An 18779-nucleotide genomic window follows, 5' to 3' on the forward strand; every position below is an offset into this window, starting at 1 on the left:
CGGCCGTCTATGCCTCCCGGTAGGCAGGAATCTCCGCCCGGGGTCAGCGGTACGCGGGAAAATCTCCGGGTTTTGTAATCCCCTCGAAACATTATTGGATGCGTATCGCACTAGATTGGATCCAAGTTGAGAGACCGGCTTCCGATTCGCCTGCGCGAAGACGGTGCGCCTGCGGCCTCGACCACACATTCTGCACCCGACGCACCACCGACATCCTTTGGAGGACAGCACCATGGTTAGGAAGAGAATGATCGCCGGCGTCGCGCTGGTGGCGGCGGCGGGCCTCGCGCTCAGCGCCTGCTCCACCGGCGCGCCCCAGGCCGCCTCCGGCACCACCGACACGATCAATGCCGAACTCTGGTACGCCCCGGCCACCTTCGATCCCGCGAAGGCCTCGGCGTCGAGCGACGTGACCGTCGCCCGCCTCGGCTTCGACACCCTGCTGCGTCAGGGCGAGACCGAGGGATACATCGGAGGCCTCGCCACCGACTGGTCGTCGACTTCGGCCTCCGACTACACGTTCACCATCCGAGACGACGCCACCTGCTCCGACGGCACCCCGATCACCCCGACCGTCGTCGCCGACTCGTTCGGCTACCTGGTCGGCCTCGACGACTCGGGCGCCCAGACCTGGAAGAACCAGGCCTTCGGCTCCGGTACCCCCACCTTCACCCCGGACGACGCTGCCGGAACCCTCGCCATCTCGCTCAGTGCGCCGTATTCGCAGATGCTGGGCGGACTCACCCGCCCCGGCTCCGGCATCATCTGCCCCGCAGGCATCGCCGACCCCGAGGGTCTCGCGGCGGGAACTGTCGCTGGCGCATGGTCCGGTCCGTACACGCTGAGCGAGTCCGCGGCCGGGAAGAGCGTGCAGTACGAGTTGCGCGACGACTACGACGCGTGGCCCGCCTGGGAGAACGTGGAGGGCAAGCCGGCCAAGACGATCAACCTCACCGTTCAGGCCGACTCCAACACGAGCGCCAACCTGCTCGAGTCGGGCGGCGTCGATCTCGCTCGCTTCTACGACGCCAACGCGCAGCGTTTCGAAGGCGACGGGTACTCCACGGTCACCTTCGCGAGCTCGGCCTACAACCTGGTGTTCAACCAGGCGCCGGGTGCCGGCTCGGTCTTCGAGGGCAACCAGGATCTTCGCGCCGCCGTCGCGCAGGCCATCGACCGCGAGGGCTTCAACGCCGCCGGTCTCGACAGTCTGGGCGTCGAGCAGAACACCGTCAATGCTGCGAGCTACCGCTGTGCACTCGACGACTCGTCGCTGGTTCAGTCCTACGACCCCGCTGCGGCCGCGAAGGTTCTCAACGGCAAGACCATCCGACTGCTGATGATGTCGAACTGGGACCCGGCGGCGGACTTCCTGGCCGAGTCGCTTCGTGCGGCCGGCGCCACCGTCACGGTTTCGGCACCCGACCCCGCCGACTGGACCAAGCAGATGCGCACCCAGCCCGAGACCTGGGATGTGGCCATAGCGGCAGAGAACGCCGAGGCAGGGCTCATCGACACGTCGATCGCGCGCTACCTCGGACCGACCTACGCCCAGGGCGGCACGAACGTGGCCTCGAGCGACAACCCCGAGGGCGTGGCCGACTACGAGGCCGGAATGAGCGCGACCGACCCCGACGAGCAGTGCGCCGACTTCGAAGCCGCGCAGAAGACGATTCTTGAGCGCGTCGACATGGCCCCGCTGATCACCGACACCCACCGCTACGTGGCACGCGAGGGATTCGCCTCGTACGTGTTCTCGGGCTACTGGGACATCTCGGCCATGCGCATCACCTCGTAACGACATGACGCACCGCCCGGACCGGAGTACTGAGGAGAACACGCGATGAGCACCACGACCGCCGAAGGCCTCTCGGCGCCCGGTCCGGGCACCCCGACAAACGGCCGCCCCGTCAAGGCTGCCACCCTCGCCGGCGCGTGGCGCACGTTCCTCGTGCGCCGCGTCGTCGGCCTCGTCGTGAACCTGGCGCTGCTCGTGCTGGTGACCTTCCTGATCGTGCAGCTGATTCCCGGCGACCCGGCCACGGCCATCGCCGGCGAGAACGCCAGCCTCGACCAGGTGGAGCTGGTGCGCACCCAGCTCGGCCTCGACCAGCCGCTGCCGGTGCAGCTCTGGACCTATCTCTCGGGAGTCGTGCAGGGCGACTTCGGGGACTCGTACCGTTACCGGCAGCCGGCCATGGACATCGTGATGACGGCGGTGCCGTACACGCTCACGATCACCATCGCCGCCGTGCTGCTCCTGCTGGTGCTCGGCATCGCCCTCGGCATGGCCGTGGGCGTGGCCACGCGCGGCGACCGCCGGCGCTGGCTCGATCTCTCGTTCAGCGTCGTGACGGGGATCATCTCGTCGATTCCCACCTATGTGCTCGCCACCGGCTTCGTCGTGGTCTTCGCCGTGCTGTGGCGCGTGCTGCCGCCGGCCTATTCGCCGGCCTACAACCTCGGAACTGCGGCCATCCTGCCCATCGCCTCGCTCTCGATCGGCGGCATCTGCTCGGTCGCCCGCATCGTGCGTCGCGAGACGGCCGTGATCCTCGAGCAGGACTACATGCGCACGGCGCGCGGCTGGCGCCTGCCGACGCTATCGCTGTACGTGAAGCACATGCTGCCCAACCTGCTGACAACGGCACTCACCCTCTCGGGCATCATCCTCACCGCCCTGCTGGGATCGGCGCTCATCACCGAGGCCGTGTTCGCCTGGCCCGGCCTCGGCGGAGTGATCGTGCAGGCCATCGCCATCGACAAGGACTACCCGGTGATCCGCGCGGCCGTGTTCGTGATCGGGCTGATCTCGCTGGTCATGACCCTGGTCATCGACATCATCCTCGGTCTCATCGACCCCCGAACTCTCGGAGAAAAGCGTGACTGAGTCCAATCCCGCAGCCCTCGCCCGCATGGCGGAGGCCCCCGCCGACCGGCCGCGCCGCTTCGCCTGGAACCCCGGGCTCGTGATCGGCCTCGTTATGCTCGCCGTCGTGGCGGTCATCGCCGTGGTCGCGCCGCTGATGCTCGGCACGCAGGCCACCGGCGTGGGCAGCGACCCTGGCCAGGGAACGAGCGCCGCGCATCCGCTCGGAACCGACACGCTCGGACGCGACATGCTCGCCCGAACGCTCGTCGCGACCCAGTCGACCGTTCTGATGGCGCTCTTCGCGACCGCGCTCTCGTCGATCGTGGGAATCGCCTTCGGAATCGGCGTGTGGTTGGCGCCCCGGCGCATCCGGGAACTGGGCCTGCGACTGATCGAGTTCGCCGTGAGCTACCCGACCATGCTGGTCGCCATCATCGTCGCGGCGATCCTCGGCCAGGGCGTCGTGCAGGTGGTCGTGGCGGTGGCGGTGGCGAACATCGCCGGCTTCGCGCGGCTCACGGCCAACCTCGCCGCGAAGATCTCGTCGAGCGAATACGTGACGACCGCGCGCCTCATGGGCGTGCCGGTGCATCGCCTCGCGCTGCGCCACGTGCTGCCGAACATGGCGGAGCCCATCCTGATTCTCATCGCCGGGGCTTTCTCGGGCGCCCTCGTCGAGATCTCGGGCCTCTCGTTCATCGGCCTCGGCGCGCAGAGCCCGGCGTTCGACTGGGGAACTCTCCTCAACGACGGCTTGAGCAGGATCGCCGTGAACCCGATCGTGATCGTGGGGCCGGCGGTGGCGCTGACCTTCACCTCGCTCGCTGCCCTCATGGTCGGCGACGGCCTCGCAGCGGCCGCGAACCCCCGATCGAACTCCACCCGCGCCCGTCTCGTGCGGGCAGAGGGCGAACCGGCCGTCGTCCTCGACGAGGCGGACGACACCGTTCTGGTCGCCGACGGCATCACGGTGCTGCACGGCACCACCGGGCGGCCCCTCGTCTCCGACGTGTCGTTCACGATCCGCCGCGGCGAGGTGCTCGGCATCGTCGGCGAATCCGGCTCGGGCAAGTCGCTCACCGCGTCGGTGGTGGCCCGGCTGCTCGGCGAGGGCCTCGAGGCCTCGGCCCGGCGCCTCGAGCTCGGCGGCACCGATCTGCTCGGCCGCGTATCCGGTCGCACCCTCGCCTCGAAGATCGGCCTCGTCTACCAGGACCCCGGCACGGCCCTCAACCCGGCCCTCATCCTCGGCACCCAGCTGTCGGACGTGCTCACCATGCGCCTCGGCTTCTCGCGACGCGGGGCCCTCGGGCTTCTGGCGCGAGCGTTCGAGGCGGTGAAGCTGAGCGATCCGGAGGGTCGACTGCGGCAGCATCCGCACCAGCTCTCGGGCGGCATGAAGCAGCGCGCCATGATCGCGTCTGCCATGAGCACCAAGCCCGATCTCTTGATCGCCGACGAGCCGACCACCGCCCTCGACGTGACCGTGCAGCGCGAGGTGCTGTCGCTGCTCAAGCGCATGAACGAGCAGTCGGGCACCGCGGTGCTGTTCATCTCGCACGACCTCGGCGTCGTTCGCGCGCTCTGCGATCGCGTGCTCGTGATGAAGGACGGCCGCATCGTCGAGCGCATCGACGACGTGGCCACACTCTCGGAGGACACCGTGCAACATCCGTATACGAAGCAGCTCCTCGCTGCGACGCCGACCGTTGCCGTGAAGGCGCCGGCGTCGGCTCCGGCGAAGGCGCCGGGGGAGGCCCGCGCATGAGCGAGCCGATGAGCGAGCCGACGGTCGAGCCGATGGTCGACGTTCGCGGCCTCGATGTCGCCTTCGGGTCCGCACAGGTGCTGCGCGGGGTCGATCTGCGTCTCGAGCGGGGACGAACCGTGGGAGTCGTGGGCGAATCCGGTTCGGGCAAGTCGACGCTCGCGAAGGTCCTCGTCGGAACGGTGCGCGCGGCATCCGGAACCGCGACCGTCGACGGCGTCGACATCGTCGCGGCCGACCGCCGGGCCATGCGCGCGTATCGTCGTCGCACCCAGATGATTCCGCAGGACCCGTACTCGTCGCTGTCTCCTCGCCGCACGATCGCGCAGACGCTCGCCGAGGCCATCGACCCGGCTCGCGGCCGCGTGGCGACGCACGAGCAGCTGATCGCCGAGTGGCTGGTGCGCGTCGGCCTGAGCCCCGAGATGATGCACCGCCACCCGCACGAGTTCTCGGGCGGGCAGCGCCAGCGCATCGCCATCGCGCGCGGTCTCATCATCGACCCGCACCTCGTGATCGCCGACGAGATCACCTCGGCGCTCGATGTGTCGGTGCAGGCGCAGATCCTCGAACTGCTCGCCTCGATCAAGGAGTCGATGGGCGTGACCATGATGTTCATCTCGCACAACCTCGCCGTGGTGCAGCGCGTGAGCGACGACGTGGTGGTGCTCTATCAGGGCGAGGTGGTCGAGTCCGGCCCGGTCGAGCAGGTCTACTCCGATCCGCAGCACTGGTACACCCGCCGGCTGCTCGACGCCGATCCGGGCGCGCCCGGGTTCAGCCTCGCCGGCTGATGGCGGCTCGTCTTCCCCAGACGCCTTTGTCGGTTGGCGTCGTGCGCCTGGTGGGCGCGACGCTCATCGACGGCACCGGATGTCCGCCGTTGGCGGATTCCGAGGTCGAGCTCGTCGACGGGGTGATCGCCTACGCCGGACCGCGCAGAGCCGCTGTGTCGTCGGTGTCGTCGGTGTCGTCTGCGCCGTCGATCGACCTCACGGGCGCCTTCCTGATGCCGGGCTTCGTTGACGCGCACGTGCACCTCAGCATGGTTCCGGGCGACCCCGAGACGCAGCGCTCGCGGTTTGCCGAGGAGCACGTGCTCGAGACCGCGTCGGTGCTGAGAACGACCCTGCTCGCGGGCGTGACCACGGCGCGCGACCTCGACGGGCTCACCCCGGGCTACCGCGACGCGATCGCGCGCGGTTCGGCCATCGGGCCTCGACTGCACCTGGCGATCTCGATGCTGTCGCCCACCGGAGGGCACGCCGACCCGGTGCGCCCCAACGGCTCGTTGCCCGCGTGGGCCGTGCGCCCGGGCATGCCCACGCCGGGCGTCGTCGACACCGACGACGACGTCATCCGCACCGTGCGCGAGCTCATGCGTATGGGCGCCGACGCCATCAAGGTCTCGACCTCCGGCGGCGTCGGCTCGCCCACAGACGACCCGGCGGATGCGGGACTGCCCGTCGAACACGTACGTCTCGTGGCCCGGCTCACGGCCGAGCGCGGTGGGCGGCCTGTCACCGCGCACGCTCTGACCGACGCTGCCGTTCGCGTCGCCGTTCTGGGCGGAGCCGCCAGCATCGAGCACGGCTACGACCTGAGCGACGAGACGATCGAGCTGATGCTGCAGCACGGCACCGTGCTCGTGCCCACGCTCAGCACGCTGCTGCGCACGCTCGACCCGGCGACCACTTCGCCCGCGGCGCTGGCCGACCGCGAGGCGCGGCAGAGACGTGGCCTCGACTCCGTGCGCCGCGCCGTGGCGGCCGGCGTGCCCGTCGCCCTCGGCACAGACGCGGGAGTGCACCCGCACGGCCGCAACCTCGCGGAACTCGCGCGCCTCGTCGAAGTAGGCCTCGACCCGCTCGCGGCCATCCGGGCGGGCACCCTGGGCGGCGCCCGGCTGCTCGGACTCGAGGAGCACCTCGGAACGGTGGAGGCCGGCAAGCAGGGCGACCTGGTGGTGACCGCGGTGGATCCGCTCGAGAGTATCGGCGAACTCGCCGACTCCGCTGCCGTGCGCATGGTGCTTCAGGCCGGACGCGTCGTCAAAGACCTCGACGGCAGGGTGCCGGCCGCGCTCTGACCCGCTGAAGTGTCGTGCGTAATTCAGGAGGAGCGGTCGCCCACGTGGATAGTGCCGTCGGCGACGCTCTCCTCCTGAATTGGTTACCGGCGACTCCGGGGCAACGCTCGCCCTTCGACAGGCTCAGGGAACGGATAGTTCCCTGAGCCTGTCGAAGGGCGCCAGCCTTGAACCGGCAGGTGCGCGCGACGGCGAACGCGCCCTTAACGGGTGAGAGCTCTGTCGCGGACCGCGCGGCTGCCCGCTGACGGAGCGGTGATGCCGTGGTGGCTAGGGCCTGGAGTCGGCGGTGGTTTCGATATGCTCGTCCCTCGCTACTCAACCAGCGCAGAGGGCTACTCAACCAGCGCAGAGGTTCCCTCGAGGGCGCGCTCGATCGTGGCGACCACGCGCTCGGGGGCCGCGTGCGGTATCGCGTGGCTGGTGTCTACCTCGTCGAGCGTCGCTTCCATGCGTGCGGCCATGTCGCGTTGGATCTCGGGGCGCAGGTGCTTGTCGCTCGTGGCCATCAGGTACCAGCTCGGCTTCGACGCCCAGGCGGGCGCGGGTGTGGACTGCGTGAAGATCGCATCCGCCGAGACTCTGCTCTCGGCGCGACCGGCGAGGCGCACCTCCTCGGGAACGTCCCAGGCGAGCTCGCGCCACGACTCCTCGTCGGGCGCCGGGATCCACTCGCCGTCGGCTCCGCGTGTGAAGTACTTCGACACTTCGGCCGGTTCGTAGGCGCTGACGATCTCGCTCACCGATTCGCCGCCGTCGGGGGCGAACGCGGCGACGTAGACGAGTCCGACCACCCTGTCGTGCCTGCCCGCGGCGGTGATGACGGCGCCGCCGTAGGAGTGCCCGACGAGCAGCACGGGGCCGTCGACGGCGTCGATCAGGGCGCGCACGTTCGCCTCGTCGTCGTACAGCGACTGCGAGAGGTTGTCGGCCAGGGAGAACGAGTGTCCGCGCTGCTCGAGCAGCGGAACGACGGACGACCACGTGAAGGGGGTTCCGCCCATTCCGTGAACGAGGACGAGATGCATGGGGCTCTCTGTATTCATCAAGGACGACTTACGCGGGGAGGGGCAGGAGCACGGTCGGGGCAGGGGCGGCCTCGCGACCGGCGAACGGCACGGGCTGGCAGACCATCAGGTAGTCGCCGGGCTCGACCTCGGAGAGATCGGCGTTCTCGAGGATCACCACGCCCGCTCCGCACAGGGCCACGTGGGTCGGCCAGGTCGCGGTGTTCGCGGGCGCCTCCATGGTCATGTAGTCGATGCCGGCGAAGAGCACTCCCCGCTCGACGAGCCACGCGGCGCCGTCCGGACCGAGTCCGACCCACGTCTCCGACTTCTCCGGCCGGGTCAGCGCGTCGGTCGAGTTGCGGGTGCGGAAGAGCACGCGAGCGGCGCCCTCGGCGCCGGCGCCCTCGAGGTCGGCCGCCGTGATCTCCTCGACGACGTGGCGCAGGTCGAGCACACGAACCGGCCCCACGACGTTGTCGAGGGCGATCTGGTCGACGGTGGTGCTGCCGGGAACGAAGTGAGAGGGAGCGTCGACGTGCGTTCCGGTGTGGGCGCCGATGAGCCAGCGCGAGACGTCGGATGCGTAGCCGTCGGCCATCTGCTCGACCATCTCGAAGGTGGGGCGTCGGCCCCAGTGCAGCATCTCGCCGTGGATGGGGATGTTGATGTCAATGGCGTCGGTCATGGCGTCCTCGGGCTGGGAACAATCTCGGGCTGGGAAACAATCTCGGGCGGGAAAACCATAGAATGGATTCGCTTTGACCTATATTGTATCCAATCTGGAACGGGCCACAAGAGTTCGTTCCAGATGAAGCGTCACCCCGGAGGAGACCCCATGAAGTGCAGCGTGCGCGACTGGAGCAGCCCCTTCGACCTCGCCGGTATCCCGCGCAGGGTCGTGCCCTTGGTGCTGGGCTACGAACCCATTCAGGAGTCGCTTTCGGTGCGCGGCGGCGACCCGAAGCGATTCCTGCTCGAGCCGGTCACGGGCGCGATCGTCGTCTACGACGACGGCTGGGCGCTCGTCGACGGCGGGTTCAACCTCGACGGCGTGCGCGATCCTGAGCGCCGCGCCGCCCACTACGACTACGAGAGCTACACGGCCGTCGTGCCGCCCGGAGACGCACTCGCCGAGGGCGTCTCGGCCGCCGGGCTCGACTGGAGCGACCTGACCTTCTGCGCCATCTCGCACCTGCACCTCGACCACACCGGAGGCCTGCGCCTCGCCCCCACCGGCACGCCCGTCGTGGTGCAGCGCCGGGAGTGGCAGTGGCTCGAGACCGGAATCGGCCGGCGCGAGATCGTCGTCGCCGCAGACGTGCTCGACGCCGATGTGCAGGTTCTGCTGCTCGACGGCGACACGGTTCTGGCCCCGGGCTTCACCGCTCTCGACACCCGCGGTCACACCCCGGGCCACCAGTCGTTCCGCGTCGATCTGGCGGAGCGCTCTGTCGTTCTCGCCTGCGATGCCGCCGATCTGCAGCGCAACCTGACCGAGCGCATCCCGTGCGGGTGGACGGCGGTCCCCGGCGATGAGGATGCCGCGCAACGGTCGATCGAGCGGCTCGCCGATCTGGCGGGCGAGCCGGGCGTGGAGGTCTGGCCCGGGCACGACCCCGCGTTCAGCGCGTGGCAGCGCTGAGGGGTTCGAGTGCGGTGACCACGTCGGCCTCCTCGCGGGCGGCGGCGATCTGCGCCGTCGACAGGCCGAGCACGCGCAGGCACGAGGCGGCGATCGTGGAGTCGTCGTCGGAGGCGTCTGCCGACGAGCCCGTCGACGCGCCCCCGTCGCGGCGCAGCCGGATCACGAGCTCGGCGAGCTGAATCAGCACGTCGCCGATTCGCTCCTCGCTCATCGTGGCCGCCACATCGGGATGCGCAGCCGCCGCGCCGAGGCGGCCGTAGCTGGCGCGCAGCTGCTCCCGCTCGGCCCGGAACGCGTCGTAGCGCGGCTCCTGGATCTCGGGCAGGAGGTACAGCGTGCCGATGTTGTGCGGTGTCTGCCGCAGGGTTCGCGCGTCGACGCTGGCGAGCGCGAACAGCGCTCCGGCCGGCGTGATGTCGTGCGGGATGCGCGCCTCGACCTGCTGAACGAAGTCGATACTGGGGCGCACCGATCCGCTGAGCAGCTCGGCGAGGATCTCGTCTTTTCCGGCGAAATGGTAGTAGAGCGACTGCTGCCGGATGCCCACCCGATCGGCGATCGCGCGCGTCGACGTTCCCGAGAACCCCGTCTCGGAGAACAGCGCCGCCGCGGCGTCGAGGATCTGCTCCCGCGAGCTCAGGGTCGGATTCTGCGCCTGGGCGCTGGCCCGGGGCCGACCCGCCTTGCCGGAGCCGGAGCCCGCGCCGGAGCCGGACGTGGAGACGGAACTCATGGGTGCCATGGTCTCACTAGATCGAGGCCTGCGCCCGTCGCCAGGCCAGCCATCCGCCGTGCCCGCTGATGTTCTCGGCACCGACCGTGGCGATCGGCTCGCAGAGGAACCCCGACACCGCGCCGCCGTCGGCCAGGGTCACCCGACCGATGGTCATGGGCGAGGGCAGGGATGCGACGAACACCCCGAAGCCGGCCGCCGGCAGCGACCAGATCTCCCCGGCGATCGAGACGCCGTCGTGGTCGACGCGCAGCAGGCCCGGCTTGGGCGGCGTGGTGTCGAGCGCGAACAGGGCGTAGTCCGCGCTGGTCGTCGTGCTGCGCACGAACGAGCCCCCGGCCGCGACGAGCTGGTGGTTCAGCGGCTGGTCGGCGAGGTGGGCTCCGACCACGAGGATGTCGATGGTCGGCGACAGCAGGCGCTCCGCCAGCTGGTGCACGGCGAGGTCGTGGAAGGCGGGCGCGGTGATCATGACACCGAAGGGGAGCCCGTCGACGGTTCCGGCGGGAACGGACGACGACGCCATATCGAGCAGGTTCGCGTAGTTCGTGTAGCGCCCCATGCGGCTGTTTCCGCCGATCGGGTCGGCGGCGATCTCGTCGAGCGTCGGATGCCACGTGGTGGTCGGGGTGAGCAGGGCGTCGCATCCGTCGAGGGCGGCTGTCGCGACGGCGCCGAGCCTGTCGAGCTCCTCGCGGGCGTGGAACAGTTCGACGGCGGTGCGCTCGGCGCCGCCCAGCACGATGGTGGCCACCGACTCATCGAGGTCGGTGCCGATGAGGTCGCGGTGTTCGTCGATGTGCGCACCCACGGCCGCGTAGCGCTCGGCGACGAAGGCGCTGTTGTAGAGCATCTGCGCGGCCTCGAGAAGGGCGGAGATGTCTACCTCGACGATGTCGAGGCCGGTGGCGGCGAGGCGGTCGGCCGCCGCGTGGAACGCCTCGGCCCAACCGGGCGCCAGACCTTCCAGCTGCGAGGCGGTGGGGATGCCGACACGGGGTCGCGGGGGAAGCGCGGCGGCCGTCGCATGCTGGGCCTGCTCCTCGAGCGTGCGCGCCAGGGGGTCGAGTCCGTCGGGGCCGGCGAGCAGCTCCGCCGTCTGGCGCGCGAGGCCGAGCTCACGGGCGAAGACGGTGACGCAGTCGAGGGTGCGGCAGGCCGGCACGACTCCGGTCGTGGGGATGCGGCCGCGGGTGAGCTTGACGCCGACGATGCCGTTGAGCGCCGCGGGCACGCGGCCGGATCCGGCGGTGTCGGTGCCGAGGGCGACGTCGACGATGCCGAGCGCCACGGCCACGGCCGACCCCGAGCTGGATCCGCCGGAGATGCGATCGGGGTTCCAGGCGTTGCGCACCGCGCCGTAGGGGCTGCGGGTGCCCACGAGTCCGGTCGCGAACTGGTCGAGGTTCGTCTTGCCGATGATCACGGCGCCGGCCGCCCGGAGCCGACCGACCGCGGTCGAATCCGCATCCGGCCGATAGGCGAAGCTGGGCGCGGCCGCCGTGGTGTCGAAACCGGCCGCGTCGATGTTGTCCTTGACGCCGGCCACGGTTCCGGCGAGGGGCAGGCTTTCGCCCGCCGCGACGCGGGCGTCGATCGCCGCCGCCTCGTCGAGCGCGTCCTGCCGGTCGCGCAGGCTGATCCAGATCTCGGGGCGGTCGACGGCGTCGATGCGTCGGAAGGCGGCGTCGACCCGGTCTACTGCGGTCGGGGCGAGGGTCATGCTGCTGCTCCAATGATCGAAATGAGAATCTGGCCGGGCGACACCTGGTCCCCGGGTCGCACGTGGATCTCGCCCACGATGCCGTCGTGTGTGGCCGAAACGGATGATTCCATCTTCATGGCTTCGAGCGCCATCAGCTTCTCGCCGGCGCTCACCGCCTGACCGGGTTCGACGGCGATCTGCCACACCGTCGACGTGAACGGCGCGGCCACGCCGAAAGAGCCTTCCGCGACGACGACGGCGTCGGCCGGCGCGCTCGCCTTCTCGTCGGGGCGCACATCGAATTCGCCGGATGCGCGCCAGCGCTCCTTCTCCTCGCCGAACGCGCGCGCCTGCGTCTCACGGAAGTCGGCGATGGAGTCAGCGTTGTCGGCGAGGAAGCGCTGGTAGTCGGCGATCGCGAACGTGCCCTCCCTCGTCTCGAACTCGCCGCGGCCGGCGTCGGTCTCGGCGCGCAGCTCGAGCAGTTCGTCGGCGCCCACCGGGTACCACTCGATGCGGTCGAAGAAGCGCAGCGCCCACGGGTTCTCCTGGAACAGGCCGCCGCGGCGGAAGCGGTTCCAGACCTGCACGGTGCGTCCGACGAACTGGTAGCCGCCGGGGCCCTCCATGCCGTAGATGCAGAGGTACGCTCCGCCGATGCCGACCGAGTTCTCGGCCGTCCAGGTGCGGGCGGGGTTGTACTTGGTGGTCACGAGCCTGTGCCGCGGGTCGAGCGGCGTGGCCACGGGCGCCCCGAGGTACACGTCGCCGAGCCCGAGCACGAGATAGGTGGCGTCGAACACGGTCTTCAGCACGTCGTCGACCGAGTCGAGCCCGTTGATGCGGCGGATGAAGTCGATGTTCGACGGCGTCCACGGCGCGTCGGAACGCACGCCGTTCATGTACCGCTCGATGGCGAGGTGGGTCGCCGGGTCGTCCCACGACAGCGGCAGTCGCACGGTTCGAGAGGGCACGACCAGCTCGTGGGTGGCCGGGATGTCCTGCTCGAGTTCGCGCAGCAGCCCCGCCAGCGCCGTGGCCTTCAGCTCGGAGGAGTCGGTGTGGATCTGCAGCGACCGGATGCCGGGCGTCAGCTCGAGCACGCCCTGGGGCGACTCGCTCTGCAGTCTCTCCATCAGCGCGTGCACGCGCATCCGCAACCCCAGGTCGAGCGTGAGGTCGCCGTACTCGACGAGCAGATTGTCGTCGCCGTCGCGGCGATACGTGACGGAGGGTCGGGCGTCGGTGGCCTCGAGCCGGTCGATCACGCCGTCGTCTCCGTCGCCGCCGGAGGTCGCGACGGTGAACGAGGCGCGGTCGGCGTCGAGCGCGGCCGCGTCGGCCTCGCGCACGGGAACGAAGCGGATGGTGTCGCCGGGGCGCAGCTGCCCGACCTTCCACAGCTCGCCGCTCGCGACCACCGCCGGGCAGACGAAGCCGCCGAGGCTCGGGCCGTCGGGGCCGAGGATGATCGGGGTGTCGCCGGTGAAGTCGATCGCGCCCACCGCGTAGGGGTTGTCGTGGATGTTCGACGGGTGCAGGCCGGCCTCGCCGCCGTCTTCGCGAGCCCACTCCGGGCGCGGCCCGTCGAGGCGCACGCCGGTGCGGGCGGAGTTGTAGTGCACCGTGTAGTCGGTGGAGTAGAAGACGTCGAGGTCGCCGCGGGTGAAGAAGTCGGGCGCGCCGTGCGGCCCCTCGGTCACTCCGATCTGCCAGGTGGTCGTCAGCGCCGGCCGTCGATCGGCGGGGGTGGCGCCGCCGACCCGCGTAAGACGGGTGCCCGCGGGGAAGGCCGGATGTGCTGCGTCGGAGTCGGGCGAGCCCGGCCGCAGCACGTCGCCCGGCAGCAGGGCGCGGCCGGCATGCCCGCCGAAGCCACCGAGGGTGAAGGTCGACGCGCTGCCGAGATACAGCGGAACGTCGATGCCGCCCCGGATAGCGAGATACGAGCGCTGGCCGGGGCCGTGCAGGGTGCCGATGCTCAGCACGCTGCCGGCGGCCACCTCGACCGGCTGCCACATCGGCAGCTCGGCGCCGTCGAGGGTCGCGGATGCCGGTGCGCCGGTCAGGGCGATCAGGCCCGGCGCGCTGAATCGCAGGGTGGGCCCGGTGGCCGTGATCTCGAGGCCGGGTGCGCCGGCGGGGTTGCCCACGGCGAGGTTGGCCTCCGAGAACGAGACGGCGTCCATCGGGCCGCTCGGCGGCACGCCGACCTGCCAGTAGCCGGTGCGGCCCGGCATGTCCTGCACCGTCGTCATCGCGCCGGCATCCAGCACGTCGATGCGGGGATCGGGGTCTGCCGTGCTGTCGAGGGTGGAGGTGGAGTGCGCGGCGGCGCGCAGGCCGGTCTCGTCGGTGAGCGAGCGCAGCAGGCCCAGGTTGGTGACGACGCCGTCGACGCGGCTGGCGTCGAGTCCCTCTCGCAGCAGATCGAGTGCGGCGTCGCGCGTGGGAGCGGCGGCGATGACCTTGGCGAGCATCGGGTCGTAGTAGGGCGACACCTCGAGGCCGGTCTCGATCCAGCCGTCGATGCGAACGCCGGTGAGGGTCGGGGTGCCGAAGCCGGGGAAGGCGGCCTGGGTGACGAGTCCCGAGCTGGGCAGGCCGTTCTTGTCGGGGTCTTCGGCGTAGACGCGGGCCTCGAACGCGTGGCCGCTCGGTTCGAACGGGGTGGTGAAGATCGCGGGGTCGATGCCCTCGGCGCCGTCGCGGGCGAGGCGCAGCATCAGAGCCACCAGGTCGACGCCGTAGACCTCTTCGGTGACCGGATGCTCGACCTGCAGCCGGGTGTTCACTTCGAGGAACGAGGCCTCCTCGCGGATCGGGTCGTAGACGAACTCGACGGTGCCGGCCGAGCGGTACTCGACCGACGCCGCGAGCGACCGGGCGGAATCGTGCAGTTGCCGGCGCACGGCATCCGGAAGCGCGGGAGCGGGCGCCTCTTCAATGACCTTCTGATTGCGTCGCTGCAGCGAGCAGTCGCGGTCGCCGATCACGGCGACGCGGCCGTCACCGGCGCCGAACAGCTGCACCTCCACGTGGCGGGCCGGCCGCACGAGGCGCTCGAGGAAGACGCCGGCCGAGCCGAAGTTCTTCTCGCCGAGACGGGCGACCCGGTCGTAGGCCTCGCGCACCTCGTCGAGGGTGGTGCAGGCCTGCATGCCGATTCCGCCGCCGCCGCCGGTGGCCTTCAGCATGACCGGAAGCCCGATGCTCTCGGCGGCCGCGACCGCCTCGTCGGTCGACGAGAGAAGGCCGGTTCCGGCGAGCATCGGCACGCCGGCGAGGGCGGCGAGCTCGCGGGCCGTGTGCTTCTCGCCGAACGATGCGATCTGGGCGGCCGTGGGGCCGATGAAGCTCATGCCTGCTGCCTCGACGCGTCGGGCGAACTCGAGGTTCTCCGACAGAAAGCCGTAGCCGGGATGGATGGCGCCGACGCCCAGCCGCTCGGAGGCGGCGAGGATCGCGTCGATGTCGAGGTACGACTCGCGGGCCGGAGCCGGACCGAGGCGCACGGCCTCATCGGCCTCGCGCACGTGCGGGGCGGCGCGGTCGGCGTCGGAGTAGACCGCCACCGTTCGGAGGCCGAGGGTGCGCGCCGAGCGGATGATGCGGCGCGCGATCTCGCCCCTGTTCGCGATGAGCAGGGTGTCGAAGGCGGGGGTCATGCGTTGTCCGGTCCTGTCTCGCGCAGCGGGTCGGTGACCAGCATGCGCAGGGGAGTGCAGTTGAAGTCGTTGCAGGGATTGTTCATCTGGGGGCAGTTCGAGACGATCACGAGCACGTCCATCTCGGCCCGGATGGCGACCCGCTTGCCCGGAGCGGACATGCCGTCGACGATGCCGAGCGCGCCGTCGGGCTCGACGGGCACGTTCATGAACCAGTTGATGTTCGAGACGAGGTCGCGGGCGCCCAGTCCGTGGCGGGCCGCCTCGGCGAGGAAGTTCTCGCGGCAGCCGTGCTGGTGCTCGGTGTGGAACCCGTAGCGCAGCGTGTTCGACTCCTTCGAGCAGGCGCCCCCGATTGTGTCCTGCCGGTCGATCTCGTTGCCGGTCACGGTCATCAGTGGGCGGCCGAGGTTGGAGCGCAGCACCGATCCTTCCCTGAGGTAGGCGTTGCCCTGCCACGCGAGGGTGTCGGGCGCCGAGTAGCGCTCGTCGGTGTCGTGCGCGTTGTAGACCAGGAAGTCGGCCGACTGGTTGCCCCCGACGTCGACGATGGTGAGCGTCTGCCCGGCGAGGAGCCGCGCTGACCAGGGCGCGAGCGGGGCGACGGTCTGGTCGAGCACCACGGGGCCGGATGCGAGGGGCCCGTTCGGGTCGAGCGTGGTGCCGTCGACATAGTGGGCGCCGACGGGCACGGTCGTGACGAGGGCGCGGCCTGCGACGGTGTGGGTGGTGGTGCCGGTGGCGGTGCCGGTGCTTGTTGGGGTGGTGCTGGTGCTGGTGCTCACAGTGCTCGGGCCTCCGCGTAGTCGATCGAGTTCAGATAGGCGCGGTTCACCTCGGGCGTCGCGGTGAACTGCGGGTCGCCGGGCAGGGTGGGCTCGCCCGGCCAGGCGTGCACGACGAGCGGCCCGACCAGGTAGTCGTCGGCCGGATCGAGCGGATGAGGCACGTTGACGATCAGCACGACCAGCGGAAGCTCGGCCACCAGCTCGACGTGCGCGCCCGCACCGGCGCTGCCGAGAAAGGTCAGCGCGCCATCCGGTTCGACCCGAACGCCCTGGAAGAACGAGACGCTCGGCGGCAGATCGCGCCCGGTGAGCCCGTGCTTGGCCGCGGCCAGCAGAAAGCGCGAGCGGCCGGATGGCGACGGCCCCTCGGGAGCCGCCGATCCGTATTTCGCCGTGGTCGACTCGTCGGTGCTCGTGCCGCAGAACGTATCGTGGTGGCCCGAGGTGTCGGAGGTGATGGTGGCCAGCGCGCGGCCGTCGCCCGAGAGCAGCGGGTGACCTGCCCCGAGGTAGGCCTGCCACGGGATCTTGATGGTGTCGGCCACGTTGAGCCGTTCGTTCGTCTCGAGGGCGTTGAACACCACGACGTGAGCGCATGCCGTGCCCGTGGGGTCGTCGAGCCGCAGCCGCGTGCCGCGGGCGATGACCTTGTGCGTGTACCCGCCGGGGGCGACCGTCTCGGCCCAGACCAGGGCGTCGCGATCGACCCCCTTGGGAACCACCGGCGACGACGAGGCGGGTCGGTAGGGCATGTACTCCGAGGTGCGTTCGGCCTGCGCGCGTGCGTCGGCTCTCGCCGCCAGCACGCTGTCGGTCTGGTGGTCGTCGGCTATCGAGGTCATGGTGCCGGTGCTCTCTTTCGGGTGGTGCGGGTAGTGGTGTTCTAGGCGATCGTGGCGACGGCGCCCGCCTGCGCCCCGGGCACGGCCGAGGTCGGCAGGTGTCCGAGCAGGATCGCGCCGTGTCGGCTGCGGCCGTGGCGGTGCACGAGGAAGCCCGCCACGAGCGTGGCGCCGATGAAGAGCAGGGCGCTCCACTGCAGCCACCAGGTCTCGCCGGTGAGGTCGTAGATCTCGGCGCGGGGCCAGACCAGGTTCACGACCATGCCGATCTGGTAGGCCACGGCGATCACGTTCACCGGGATTCCCCAGCGGCCCAGGGTGAAGAGCGGCTTGCCGTCTTCGTCGACGCCGGGCGGGAAACCCTGGTCGGGCGTTCTGAACCGGCGCACGAGCAGCGGCACGGTGACTCCGAGGTAGGCCAGGTAGAGCATGGCGATGCAGAGGCTCGAGAGGGCGGTGAAGATGGCCGACTGTCCGAAGTTCACCGCGAGGGCAAGGGCCGCGCCCACGCCGACGACCACGCTGGTGGCGATCGGGGTGCCGGTGCGCGGCGACACGGCGGCGAGGGTGCGCCAGAACGGCAGGGCGCGCTCGCGGGCCATCGAGAACATCATGCGCGAGCCGGATGTCTGCACCGCCAATGTGCAGGCGAACACGGCCACCGCGACGGCCACGAGCAGCAGTCGACCGAACACCGGGCCGAGGCGCTCGGTGACGACGTAGGCGATTCCGCCGCCGGCGAGGTTTCCGTCGGTCAGGCTGGGTGCGGCGACGAGGGCGGCGATGATCAGCAGCGCTCCGCCGAGTCCCGACACGACGACCGCTCGAATGATCGTCTTGGGAATCGTTCGGCGCGGAGCGTGCGTCTCCTCCGCCAGCTCACCGGCGGAGTCGAAGCCAACGAGCACGTACGCCGCCATGAGCGACGAGGCGAGGAAAGCCCAGATGTAGGGGGAGTCGGTGGCGCCCGCCCCGTCGGTGGTGAAGACGGCGGAGGGGCTGCGCGCGGGCAGGAGCAGCAGCGCGACGACCAGCACGACCACTCCGACGATCTCGATGAGCACGCCCACGCTCGTGGCGAGGGCCATGATGCGCACGCTGAGGATGTTGACGACGGTGGTGATCACCAGCAGGATCACGCCGAGCAGCACGGCGTTCTGCGCTCCGGTGGCCGAGGCGAGCGAGGGGTCGGCGGTCGGCCCGCCGACGATCTGGAAGCCATCCCAGATCGCGGGGAGAACTGCCTGCACGGCGATCGCGGCCACGGCCACGGTCAGGGTCTGCGCGACGATCATGACCCAGCCGGTGAACCAGCCGAAGGTGGTGCCCGCGAGTCTCGACGCCCACTGGAAGATGGAGCCGGCGATGGGCCAGCGCGCGGCGAGCTGCGCGAAGTTGAGGGCCACGAGCAGCTGGCCGGCGAACACGAGCGGCCAGGTCCAGAAGAACGCGGCCCCGCCGATTCCGAAGCCGAGCCCGAAGAGCTGGAACACGGTAGTGAGGATGGACACGAACGAGAATCCGGCCGCGAACGACGCGAAGGAGCCCACACCGCGGTGCAGTTCCTGACGGTAGACCTTGTGGTTCTGAGATGGAGCGGGGTGGATCGGGGTTGGTTCCAGGGTGCTCATGGGCACGACCTTCCGCAGAAGAACAACT

14 protein-coding genes are annotated in these 18779 nt (G+C 70.3%); 6 read left to right on the forward strand and 8 right to left on the reverse strand.

Annotated features, from left to right (window positions below):
* Positions 1-232: 232 nt before the first annotated feature.
* Genes ASF51_RS04440 through ASF51_RS04460 form a run of 5 tightly spaced genes read left to right on the forward strand, consistent with a single transcriptional unit; the run spans position 233 to position 6729 of the window.
* Positions 233-1798, forward strand: coding sequence for an ABC transporter substrate-binding protein (locus ASF51_RS04440; RefSeq protein ID WP_082479525.1), 1566 nt, complete (start codon positions 233-235; stop codon positions 1796-1798).
* Between the two features lie 45 nt (positions 1799-1843).
* Positions 1844-2890 carry an ABC transporter permease gene (locus ASF51_RS04445; protein ID WP_082479526.1) on the forward strand — a complete coding sequence of 349 codons (1047 nt, stop codon included), beginning with the start codon at positions 1844-1846 and terminating at the stop codon, positions 2888-2890.
* Complete coding sequence (locus ASF51_RS04450) at positions 2883-4640, forward strand: dipeptide/oligopeptide/nickel ABC transporter permease/ATP-binding protein (protein WP_235497131.1); 1758 nt, start codon at positions 2883-2885, stop codon at positions 4638-4640. Before ASF51_RS04445 ends, ASF51_RS04450 begins: the two co-directional genes overlap by 8 nt.
* Positions 4637-5434 carry an ABC transporter ATP-binding protein gene (locus ASF51_RS04455; protein ID WP_235497132.1) on the forward strand — a complete coding sequence of 266 codons (798 nt, stop codon included), beginning with the start codon at positions 4637-4639 and terminating at the stop codon, positions 5432-5434. Before ASF51_RS04450 ends, ASF51_RS04455 begins: the two co-directional genes overlap by 4 nt.
* A gap of 41 nt (positions 5435-5475) precedes the next feature.
* A complete protein-coding gene (locus ASF51_RS04460; RefSeq protein WP_235497133.1) occupies positions 5476-6729 on the forward strand; it encodes an amidohydrolase family protein in 1254 nt (417 codons plus the stop codon).
* A 335-nt stretch (positions 6730-7064) separates the two neighbouring features.
* On the opposite strand, the gene ASF51_RS04465 is transcribed toward ASF51_RS04460, so the two are convergent.
* A complete protein-coding gene (locus ASF51_RS04465) occupies positions 7065-7757 on the reverse strand; it encodes an alpha/beta fold hydrolase (protein WP_055925733.1) in 693 nt (230 codons plus the stop codon).
* Positions 7758-7785: 28 nt separating this feature from the next.
* On the reverse strand, positions 7786-8424 hold the full coding sequence (locus ASF51_RS04470; protein ID WP_055925736.1) for a cyclase family protein: 639 nt from the start codon (positions 8422-8424) through the stop codon (positions 7786-7788).
* Between the two features lie 150 nt (positions 8425-8574).
* Between ASF51_RS04470 and ASF51_RS04475 the strand changes: the two genes are divergently transcribed.
* Positions 8575-9381, forward strand: a complete 807-nt coding sequence (locus ASF51_RS04475; protein WP_055925739.1) for an N-acyl homoserine lactonase family protein — start codon at positions 8575-8577, stop codon at positions 9379-9381.
* Here ASF51_RS04475 and ASF51_RS04480 read toward each other — a convergent pair.
* The 6 genes from ASF51_RS04480 to ASF51_RS04505 all read right to left on the reverse strand — a co-directional run bounded on the left by ASF51_RS04480 (position 9362) and on the right by ASF51_RS04505 (position 18751).
* Positions 9362-10117 carry a TetR/AcrR family transcriptional regulator gene (locus tag ASF51_RS04480; RefSeq protein ID WP_055927872.1) on the reverse strand — a complete coding sequence of 252 codons (756 nt, stop codon included), beginning with the start codon at positions 10115-10117 and terminating at the stop codon, positions 9362-9364. The genes ASF51_RS04475 and ASF51_RS04480 overlap by 20 nt on opposite strands.
* A gap of 16 nt (positions 10118-10133) precedes the next feature.
* Positions 10134-11840 carry an allophanate hydrolase gene (locus ASF51_RS04485; protein ID WP_055925742.1) on the reverse strand — a complete coding sequence of 569 codons (1707 nt, stop codon included), beginning with the start codon at positions 11838-11840 and terminating at the stop codon, positions 10134-10136.
* Positions 11837-15490, reverse strand: coding sequence for an urea carboxylase (uca, locus tag ASF51_RS04490; RefSeq protein ID WP_055925745.1), 3654 nt, complete (start codon positions 15488-15490; stop codon positions 11837-11839). Before uca ends, ASF51_RS04485 begins: the two co-directional genes overlap by 4 nt.
* The gene (locus tag ASF51_RS18940; RefSeq protein WP_200926113.1) at positions 15487-16182 is read right to left on the reverse strand and encodes an urea amidolyase associated protein UAAP2; all 696 of its coding nucleotides are present in this window, start codon (positions 16180-16182) and stop codon (positions 15487-15489) included. Before ASF51_RS18940 ends, uca begins: the two co-directional genes overlap by 4 nt.
* 89 nt (positions 16183-16271) lie before the next feature.
* The gene (locus tag ASF51_RS18945) at positions 16272-17120 is read right to left on the reverse strand and encodes an urea amidolyase associated protein UAAP1 (RefSeq protein ID WP_055925751.1); all 849 of its coding nucleotides are present in this window, start codon (positions 17118-17120) and stop codon (positions 16272-16274) included.
* Between the two features lie 41 nt (positions 17121-17161).
* Positions 17162-18751, reverse strand: a complete 1590-nt coding sequence (locus tag ASF51_RS04505; RefSeq protein WP_055925754.1) for an APC family permease — start codon at positions 18749-18751, stop codon at positions 17162-17164.
* Positions 18752-18779: the final 28 nt, after the last annotated feature.

The sequence above is a fragment of the Agreia sp. Leaf283 genome, assembly GCF_001422485.1.
Classification (GTDB): Bacteria; Actinomycetota; Actinomycetes; order Actinomycetales; family Microbacteriaceae; genus Agreia.